The sequence below is a fragment of the Kitasatospora sp. NPDC127116 genome, assembly GCF_042677365.1.
In the GTDB taxonomy this organism is placed as follows: Bacteria; Actinomycetota; Actinomycetes; order Streptomycetales; family Streptomycetaceae; genus Kitasatospora; species Kitasatospora lactacystinica.
In genome coordinates this window covers 18,979-28,642 of the sequence record NZ_JBHXTL010000123.1, presented here as the reverse complement: position 1 = coordinate 28,642, position 9,664 = coordinate 18,979, and the positions used below count along the sequence as shown (strand labels likewise).

General features: G+C 72.6%; 8 protein-coding genes. All 8 read left to right on the top strand.

Annotated features, from left to right (window positions below; translation table 11 throughout):
* Window positions 1-211: 211 nt before the first annotated feature.
* The 8 genes from ACFVHV_RS34770 to ACFVHV_RS34735 all read left to right on the top strand — a co-directional run bounded on the left by ACFVHV_RS34770 (window position 212) and on the right by ACFVHV_RS34735 (window position 9,650).
* Window positions 212-1,402: an ROK family transcriptional regulator gene (locus tag ACFVHV_RS34770; RefSeq protein WP_359914806.1), complete on the top strand. Its 1,191-nt coding sequence runs from the start codon at window positions 212-214 to the stop codon at window positions 1,400-1,402.
* 104 nt (window positions 1,403-1,506) lie between these two features.
* Entirely contained in the window at window positions 1,507-2,862 is a 1,356-nt protein-coding gene (locus tag ACFVHV_RS34765) for an ABC transporter substrate-binding protein (RefSeq protein ID WP_380356720.1), read from the top strand.
* 25 nt (window positions 2,863-2,887) lie between these two features.
* Window positions 2,888-3,901 (top strand): sugar ABC transporter permease, encoded by a 1,014-nt coding sequence (locus tag ACFVHV_RS34760; RefSeq protein ID WP_359914800.1) that lies wholly within the window; start codon window positions 2,888-2,890, stop codon window positions 3,899-3,901.
* Window positions 3,902-3,922: 21 nt separating this feature from the next.
* Window positions 3,923-4,849 (top strand): carbohydrate ABC transporter permease, encoded by a 927-nt coding sequence (locus ACFVHV_RS34755; protein ID WP_380356717.1) that lies wholly within the window; start codon window positions 3,923-3,925, stop codon window positions 4,847-4,849.
* Window positions 4,850-4,857: 8 nt separating this feature from the next.
* Window positions 4,858-6,138 carry a 6-phospho-beta-glucosidase gene (locus ACFVHV_RS34750; RefSeq protein WP_380356722.1) on the top strand — a complete coding sequence of 427 codons (1,281 nt, stop codon included), beginning with the start codon at window positions 4,858-4,860 and terminating at the stop codon, window positions 6,136-6,138.
* A gap of 172 nt (window positions 6,139-6,310) precedes the next feature.
* Complete coding sequence (locus ACFVHV_RS34745) at window positions 6,311-7,330, top strand: BadF/BadG/BcrA/BcrD ATPase family protein (protein WP_359914794.1); 1,020 nt, start codon at window positions 6,311-6,313, stop codon at window positions 7,328-7,330.
* Between the two features lie 149 nt (window positions 7,331-7,479).
* Entirely contained in the window at window positions 7,480-8,169 is a 690-nt protein-coding gene (locus ACFVHV_RS34740; protein WP_380356714.1) for a hypothetical protein, read from the top strand.
* Window positions 8,170-8,549: 380 nt separating this feature from the next.
* On the top strand, window positions 8,550-9,650 hold the full coding sequence (locus ACFVHV_RS34735; protein WP_380356712.1) for a hypothetical protein: 1,101 nt from the start codon (window positions 8,550-8,552) through the stop codon (window positions 9,648-9,650).
* The last annotated feature ends 14 nt before the right edge of the window (window positions 9,651-9,664 follow it).

Sequence of the window (9,664 nt, the reverse complement as noted above, 5' to 3'; positions counted from 1 at the left end):
CCCGGTACGCCGGGAGCGGGGCTTGCGTCGTGTCCGGTAACGCTTCGGCATCCTCCGCTCCACCCACCATTGACACTCCGCCGACACGGCCCTTACGGTCCTTCCCAAGCGACTGGAAAGTTTCCTAACAGTTCGTCCGAAGCCCGCCCGCTCCCCGCTCCGGGGACACCCGCGGACCGTCCCGACCAGCCGAAAGGGGAGGATTCCGGGCATGACCAAGAACACCGCCAGGGCCCCCCTCGCCGGCACCCCCAGCCTGCTGCGCGCCATCAACGACCGTGCCGCCCTCGAACTCCTGCTGGAGAACGGGCCGCTCTCGCGCACCCAGATCGGTGCCCTCACCGGGCTGTCCAAGCCCACCGCCTCCCAGCTGCTGGCCCGGCTGGAGGCGGCCGGGCTGGTCCTGCCGGTCGGCACCACGGCGGGCGGCCCCGGCCCCAACGCCCGGCTGTACCAGGTGAATCCGGCCGCCGGGTACGTCGCCGGACTGGACGTCACCAACAGCGAGATCCGGGTCGCCGTCGCCGACATCACCGGCACCACGCTGGCCGAGCACACCGTGCCCACCAAGGGCGTCCCGGCCGCCGGGACCGTCCCGGCCGTCGCCACCGCGGTGGCCGAGGCCGTCCGGGCCGCCGGCCTGCCCGAGGGCGTCCTGCGCACCGCCGCGATCGGGGTCGGCGGCGCCCCCGACCCGGTCACCGGCAAGCTGCGCTACGCCTCCCACCTGCCGGGCTGGCACTCACCGAGACTGGTCGAGGAGCTGACCGAGGCGATCGGCGCGCCGGTGTCGATCGAGAACGACGTGAACCTGGCCGCCGTCGCCGAGCGGTCCTCGGGCGCCGCGGCCGGTTTCGAGGACTTCGTCCTGCTCTGGGCCGGGGCGGGGGTCGGCGCGGCGATCGTGATCGCCGGGCGGCTGCACCGCGGCTTCACCGGCGGCGCCGGGGAGGTCGGCTACATGCCGCTGCCCGACTCGCCGGTCGAGTGGGACGCCCGCCGCCGCAAGTTCGGCGGGTTCCAGGCCCTGGTCGGCACTCCCGCCGTCCGGGCCCTGGCCCGTGAGCACGGGCTCGGCGCGGCCACCGCGCAGGAGTCCATCGCCAAGGCGCTGGCCCTCCCGGGCGCCGGCGACGCCTTCCTCGCCGAGCTGGCCGGGCGGCTCGCCGTCGGGCTGGCGGTGATCGTCGCCGTCGTCGACCCCCAACTGGTGGTCCTCTCCGGCGTGGTGCCGAGCGCCGGCGGCGAGCGGCTGCGCGCGCTCGTCGAGGACGAACTGGCGCGGATCTCCATCGCCCGCCCGGAGGTCCGCAGCAGTGCCCTGTCCGGCTCACCGGTCCTGCTCGGCGCCCTGCAACGTGCCCTGTCCGACGCCCGCGAGGCGGTCTTCTCCACCCACTGACGCTCCCCCTGTCACCTCGCCACCTGCACCCACCTCTCCCCAACCCCCGAACGCGGGAACCGAGGCAACGAGGCCTGCCCGCGCACCCCCAGGAGGATCCCGAAGTGCACGCCACCACCTCCCGCAGAGGCCGCCGCACCGTCGCCGCCGTCGCCGGCAGCGCAGTCCTGGCGCTGCTCGCCTCCGCCTGCACCGGTTCCAGCGACACGGGCGGCTCCGACGAATCGGCCGGCGGCAAGGACGTCACCATCACCTTCTGGCACGGCTGGAGCCAGGAGAACGAGATCAAGGCGATCAACGACAACATCGCCGCCTTCGAGAAGACCCACCCCACCATCCACGTCAAGGCCGTGGACAGCCTCGCGGACGACAAGGTCAACCAGGCCCTGCGGGCCGGCGGCTCCGACGCGCCGGACGTGGTCTCCTCCTTCACCACCAACAACGTCGGCATGTTCTGCTCGACCAAGGCCTTCGTCGACCTCAAGCCGATGCTCCAGAAGAGCGGCATCGACCCGGCCAAGACCTTCCCGACCACGATGCTCAACTACACCCAGTTCCAGGGCAACCAGTGCTCGCTGCCGCTGCTCGGCGACGCCTACGGCCTGTACTACAACAAGAAGGCCTTCGCCGACGCCGGCATCGCCAACCCGCCGAAGACCTTCAGCGAGTTCGCCGAGGACGTGACCAAGCTGACCGTCGCCGACGGCGACTCGTACAAGCAGCTCGGCTTCATGCCGCTGTACCACGGCTACGAGTCCACCACCGAGCACTACCTCGGCCAGTACGGCCCCACCTACTTCGGCGCCGACGGCAAGTCGGACATCGCCACCGACCCGAAGGTCGCCGCGATGCTCAAGTGGCAGAAGGGCCTGGTCGACCAGCTCGGCGGCTACGCCAAGCTGGAGAAGTACCGCGCGACCTTCGGCGAGGAGTTCAGCGCCAAGAACCCCTTCCACACCGGCCAGCTCGCGATGATCCTCGACGGCGAGTGGCGCACCGCCTCGCTCGCCAAGGACAAGCCCGACTTCGAGTGGGCCACCGCCGCCTTCCCCGTCCCGGACGACCAGGCCGACACCTACGGCCGCGGCTACCAGACCGGCACCATCGTCGGCATCGCCAGCAGCAGCAAGAAGCAGGCCGCCGCCTGGGAGTTCGTCAAGTACCTGACCACGGACACCGACGCGGTGGTCGGCTTCGCCAACGCGATCCACAACGTGCCGAGCACCATCGCGGCGCTCGACTCCCCCAAGCTGGTGAGCGACGACAACTTCAGGACCTTCCTGAACGTCGCCAAGAACACCCACTCCGGCACCACCCCGCCGGCCGTCAACGGCGGCAGCTACATCACCACCCTGCAGAACCTCGGCTACGACTACGAGTCCGGCAAGCAGACCGACCTCCAGGCGGGCCTGGCCGCCACGGCCAAGCAGATCGACACCGACATCGCCCAGGCCAAGTAGCCCGGGAACGGTCCACGGAGCTCCCATGTCACTCGCGTTCGGCACCCGCAAGGGGAACGACGAGGCCGACGCGGGACCGACCGGCCCGGCGGCGCCCGGCACGCAGCACCTGCTGCGTCGCAAGCGCCGCCGGGAGGCGGCCCGCACCCTCGCCTTCCTCTCCCCCTGGCTGATCGGCTTCAGCGTCTTCTTCGCGTACCCGCTGATCTCCACCGTCTACTTCTCCTTCACCTCCTACAACGGCTTCGGCTCCCCGACCTTCAGCGGCCTGAAGAACTGGAACTACGTCTTCAACGAGCTGCCGGCCTTCTGGCAGGGCCTGCGCAACACCCTGTGGCTGGTCGTCGTCATGGTGAGCCTGCGGGTCGCCTTCGGCCTGGGCATCGGGATGCTCATCACCAAGGTCAAGACCGGCGCCGGCTTCTTCCGCACCGCCTTCTACCTGCCGTACCTGGCCCCGCCGGTGGCCGCCACGGTCGCCTTCGCCTTCCTGTTCAACCCCGGCACCGGCCCGGTCAACCACCTGCTCGGCGAGCTCGGCCTGCCGCAGCCCGGCTGGTTCGCCTCCGAGGACTGGTCCAAGCCCGCCCTCACCCTGCTCGCCATGTGGGGCGTCGGCGACCTGATGGTCATCTTCATGGCCGCGCTGCTGGACGTCCCCCGGGACCAGTACGAGGCGGCCGAACTGGACGGCGCCGGCCCGTTCCAGCGGTTCCGGTACGTCACCCTGCCGAACATCTCGCCGATCATCATGTTCGCGGTGGTCACCGGGGTGATCCAGACCATGCAGTACTACACCCAGGCGATCGTCGCCGGGAAGGTCGCCAGCGGCATCGCGGGCGGCTCCGGCCAGCCCTTCGAACCCGGCTACCCGGGCGGCTCCACCTGGACCCTGCCGCAGATGGTCTACAAGCTCGGCTTCCAGAGCTTCAACTACGGCGCGGCCTGCGTCGTCGCCCTGGTGCTGTTCGCCATCTCGATGGCCGTCACCTCGATCCTGCTCCGCCGCCGGTCCGGCTTCATGGCGAGCGACGACTAGCGGGCCTGTGAGGACCTGATCATGACTCTTGGCACCACACTCACCGAGGCGCCGGCCGCGACCGGCCCCTCCCGCCGCTCCCGCCCCTCCCGGTCCGGCAGCCCCGCCGCCCGGGCCGCCCGGCGCCGCGCGGTGCTCAACTGGGTGGCCGTGCACGCGCTGGCCATCGCCGCCGCGCTGTTCTTCCTGCTGCCCTTCGTCTTCGTCCTGCTCACCTCGGTGATGTCCGACCGGCAGGCGCTCACCACCGACTACTGGCCGACCAGCTGGGAATGGGGCAACTTCGGCAAGGTCTGGGCCGTCCCCGGCTTCCTCAGCTGGTGGCGCAACACCCTGCTGTACGCCGGGCTCGGCACCCTGCTGACCGTGGTCTCCAGCCTCCCGGTGGCCTACGCGCTCGCCAAGTTCCGCTTCCGCGGCCGCAACCTGGCCCTGATGGCCGTCATCGCGATGATGATGCTGCCGCCGCAGGTCACCGTCATCCCGATGTACCTGTTCTGGACCAAGCAGATGGGCCTGGGCAGCTCGCTCTGGCCGCTGATCATCCCGATGGCCTTCGGCGACGCGTTCTCCATCTTCCTGCTGCGCCAGTTCCTGATGACCATCCCCAAGGAGTACATCGAGGCCGCCCGGATCGACGGCTGCGGAGACCTGCGCACCCTGCTGCGGGTGGTCCTGCCGATGGCCAAACCGGCCATCGCGGCGGTCGCGCTGTTCCAGTTCTTCTACTGCTGGAACGACTACTTCGGCCCGCAGATCTACGCCAGCAACAACCACGACGCCTGGACGCTCAGTTACGGACTGGAGTCCTTCAAGGCCGCCCACCACACCAACTGGAACCTCACCATGGCCGCCACCCTGCTGGTGATGGCCCCGGTGATCGTCCTCTTCTTCTTCGCTCAGAAGGCCTTCATCGAAGGCGTGACACTGACAGGGGTCAAGGGCTGATGTCCGCACTGAAGTTGGCAATCGTCGGCGGCGGTTCGACGTACACCCCGGAGCTGATCGACGGCTTCGCCCGGCTGCGCGACACCCTGCCGATCGGCGAACTGGTGCTGATCGACCCGGCCGCCGAACGCCTGGAGCTGATCGGCGGCCTCGCCCGGCGGATCTTCGCCAGGCAGGGCCACACCGCGGTCGTCACGGTGACCACCGACCTGGTGGCGGGCGTCGCGGACGCCGACGCCGTCCTGCTCCAGCTGCGCGTCGGCGGGCAGGCGGCGCGCGACCGGGACGAGACCTGGCCGCTGGAGTGCGGCTGCGTCGGGCAGGAGACCACCGGCGCCGGCGGCCTCGCCAAGGCGCTGCGCACCGTCCCGGTGGTGCTGGACATCGCCGAGCAGGTGCGCCGGACCAACCCGGACGCCTGGATCGTGGACTTCACCAACCCGGTCGGCATCGTCACCCGGGCCCTGCAGGGCGCCGGCCACAAGGCCGTCGGGCTGTGCAACGTCGCGATCGGCTTCCAGCGCAAGTTCGCCGGACACCTGGGCGTGGACCCGGAACTGGTCCGGCTCGACCACGTCGGGCTCAACCACCTGAGCTGGGAGCGCGGGGTGACCCTGCTCGACGCCCCGGGCGCCGCGACCGGGCGCGAGGTGCTCCCCGAGCTGCTGTCCTCGCACGGCAAGGAGATCGCCGAGGACCTCCACCTGCCGCAGGCCGTCATCGAGCGCCTCGGCGTGGTGCCGTCCTACTACCTGCGGTACTTCTACCAGCACGACGCGGTGGTGGCGGAACTGAAGGAGCAGGGCTCGCGGGCCGCCCAGGTGGCCGAGATCGAGCGGCAGCTGCTGGAGCTGTACGCCGACCCGACCCTGGACACCAAGCCCGAGCTGCTCGGCAAGCGCGGCGGCGCCTTCTACTCGGAGGCGGCCGTCCAGCTGATCGCCGCCCTGCTCGGCACCGGCGGCGGGACGTCCGTGCAGGTGGTGAACACCCGCAACGACGGCGTGCTGCCCTTCCTGCCGGACGACGCCGTCATCGAGGTGCCGGCCGAGGTGGACGCGCGGGGCGTGCGCCCGCTGCCGCAGCGGCCCGTCGAGCCGCTGTACGCCGGTCTGATCGCCGCCGTCACCTCGTACGAGCACCTCGCCCTCGACGCCGCCCTGCACGGCGGCCGCGACCGGGTCTTCGACGCCCTGCTCGCCCACCCGCTGGTCGGCCAGATCGAGCTCGCCGACCAGCTCACGGACCGGCTGCTCGCCCACAACCGCGAGCACCTCGCCTGGGCCTGATCCGGCCCGCGACGCGCCCGCCCGGCGACCGGAGGAGGTCGCCGGGCGGGCCCCGCGAGGAGACCGCCCACCCCCGGCCGGGGACCTTTCGGCCGGGCACCCCGGCCGGGACCACGGCCGGGCACCCGGCCGACGACCACGGCCCGGGCCACGTACGAGCCGCGGGGACCTGATGACCCACCAGCCCGAACCACTCCTGCCCGGCGTCCTCGCCATCGACGCGGGGAACTCCAAGACCGACGTCGCCCTGATCGGCACCGACGGCAGCATCCTCGGCACCGCCCGCGGCGGCGGCTTCGCGCCGCAGAAGATCGGCGGCGCGGCCGCGGTCGCCGGCCTCGCCCCGCTGGTCGAGCAGGCCGCCGCCGAGGCCGGGCACCCGTCCTGGAACGGCGTACTCACCAGCCACGTCAGCGCCTGCCTGGCCAACGCCGACCTGCCGGTCGAGGAGGAGGCCCTGCGGGTGGCGCTGGAGTCCCACCCCTGGGGGGCCGGCAACACCGTCGTCAACGACACCTTCGGCCTGCTGCGGGCCGGCACCGACGGCCCGCGCGGCGTCGCGGTGGTCTGCGGCGCCGGGATCAACTGCGTCGGCCTGCTGCCGGACGGCCGCACCGCCCGCTTCCCCGCCCTCGGCGAGCTCACCGGCGACTGGGGCGGCGGCTCCGGGCTGGCCGTCGCCAGCATGTGGCACGCCGTCCGCGCGGAGGACGGCCGCGGCGGCCCGACCGGGCTCGCCCGGGCCATCGCCGAGCACTTCGGCCTGCCCAGCGCCGGAGCCGTCGCCGAGGCCGTCCACCTCGGGCACCTGTCGAGCGACCGGCTGCACGAGATAGCCCGGGTGCTGTTCGCCGTCGGGGCCGAGGGCGACCCGGTGGCGCTGGAGCTGATCGACCGCCAGGCCGACGAGATCGTCCGGCTCGCGGTGGTGGCCCTCGGACGCCTGGACCTGCTGGACACCCCGACCCCGGTGGTCCTGGGCGGCGGCGTGCTCGCCTCCCGCCACCCGCTGCTGCTGGACAACCTGACCGCCCGGCTCGCCGCGGCCGCGCCGCTGGCCGAGCCGCGCGTCGTCGTCGCCCCGCCGGTGCTCGGCGCGGCGCTGCTCGGCCTCGACCACCTGGCGGCGGGCGAGCGGGCGCAGGCCCGGGTGCGCGAGGCGTACGAGACCGGCCGGCCGGTGGCGGTCTGACCGCCGCTCAACAGCCCCCCCTCCCCCGCCGGATCCGCACGTCCGGCGGGGGAGGGAACCGGCGGACGGCGTCGACGGGAACCGCGGGCCGGGCCCCGTTCGTGTCAAGCGGGTACCGACCACCGCCGCCTCCCGGGGAGACTGGTGCCATGGCCACGCCCCGCACGCTCCTCGCCGCCGCCTTGCTGGCCTGCGGCGCCGCCACCGCCCTCACCGGCTGCACCCCCGCCGACTCCGGCTCCACGGTGGCCGAGGCCTCGGCCGCCGCCCTGGCCGACGAGGGCCAGGACGACCTGCTGGAGGAGGACGACCTCTTCTACGAGGAGGACGAGGAGTTCTACTCCGCCACGGACGACCCGTCCGTGCCCGCCGCCACCGCCGAAGCCTCCGTTTCCGCCGCGGCCTCCGCCTCCGCCTCCGCCTCCGTCGAGCCTTCCGTGGAGCCCTTCGCCGGGCCTCCCGCCGAGCCCTCGGCCGGCCCCGGGTGCGCCACCCCCACCGCCCGCCCCGGTCACGAGATCTTCCTCGTCGTCGCCGCCGGCCCGGCCGAACTCACCGCCCGGCCCGCCCGGTTCAGCTGCGGCTCCGCCCGCTACGAGCCGGCGGGCAACCCCGTCCACTACGGCTTCGCGGGCGCCGGCGTGGCCGCGACCCTGGTCGACGGCCCGCACGACGACCCGGCCCGGACCGTCCCCCTCGACGAGCTGATCGCCCACATCGACGACTGCCTGGCCGAGCGCGAACCGGCCGACCCGTACGGCTGCCACGGCAACGCCTACGACGTGGTGCTGGACTCCCACGGCCGGATCATGCGGATCGGCGAGGTCGACGGCCCCTGACGGACCCCTGACGTCCGCTGACGTCCGCTCGGCGGCTGCCCGGCGGCTGCCCGGCGCGCGCATACGGTGTAAGAACGGCTCTCAACTGTTGGCATTCGGCTGTGCTACGCGCATCGACCGGCCGTCCGCTGGGGGCTTTTGACGTTCGCTACGTCCGTGGGGGCCTTCCTTGGGGCGGGTCTTACCTTCTCCGTCGTTGACCCGGTTTCGGCGGCGGTGCTTTGCTTCCGGCCGTCGGCGGTAACCGGCTCCCGACCCCCGCACCACCGACGGTTCCTGGCGAACCGTCGGCACCTCCGCGCTGCCGCCGCCCCATTTGTCCCCCACAGTGCCGCCGCGCCGTACCCGGGCGCGCCCGGCACCAGAGAGGAACCCTCACGATGGGCATCTCCCCCACCTCCCGCCGGATGCGGCTGCGGGCCCTGACCGGGCTCAGCGCCCTGGCGCTGGCCGCCGCCGGCTTCGCCGCCGCCCCGGCGGCCCAGGCCGCCCAGGACAACCGGCCGGCCGGCGAGTTCGCCGGACAGCCCCACCCCTACCGGCACGGCGCGCACCCGACCAAGGAGGCCGGGAACGCGGCCAAGCCGGCGAGCAACAACCTGAGCTACGGCGGCGGTGTCGACGGCATCGGCGTCACCACCGGCGCGCCGAAGGTCTACCTGGTCTTCTGGGGCACCCAGTGGGGCACCCAGGGCACCAACTCCAGCGGCTACACCACCCTGACCGGCGACCCGAAGGGCGAGGCCGTCCGGGCGCAGCAGCTGTTCAAGGGCCTCGGCACCAACAGCGAGACCTGGTCCGGCGTCATGACGCAGTACTGCGAGGGCGTCGCCGCGGGCGCGACCAGCTGCCCGTCCGGCTCCGCGCACGTCGGCTACCCGACCGGCGGCGCGCTGGCCGGCGTCTGGGTCGACGAGTCCGCCGCCGCCCCCGGCCAGGCCACCGGCCACCAGCTGGCCGCCGAGGCGGTCAAGGCCGCCGGCCACTTCGGCAACACCACCGCCGCCTCCAACCGCAACGTGCAGTACGTGGTGCTGTCGCCGACCGGCACCCACCCGGACGGCTTCAACACCCCGAACGGAGGCTTCTGCGCCTGGCACGACTGGAACGGCGACACCACCCTGACCGGTGGCGCCGCCTCCTCCCCCTACGGTGACGTGGCGTTCACCAACGACCCGTACGTGACCGACATGGGCAGCTCCTGCGGCCAGAACTACGTCAACAGCGGCAGCGCGGGCACCCTGGACGGCGTGACCATCGTGTACGGCCACGAGTACTCGGAGACCATCACCGACCAGAACCCGGCGGGCGGCTGGACCGACTCGACCGGGTACGAGAACGCCGACAAGTGCTCCTGGAACGGCGTCGGCGGGACGGGCGGCGCGCAGAACGTGAGCTTCGCGACGGGTTCCTTCGCGATGCAGGGCACCTGGTCGAACGGGGTCAACGGCTGCCAGGTCTCGCACGCGATCGTGCACTGACGACCGGGCGGGGG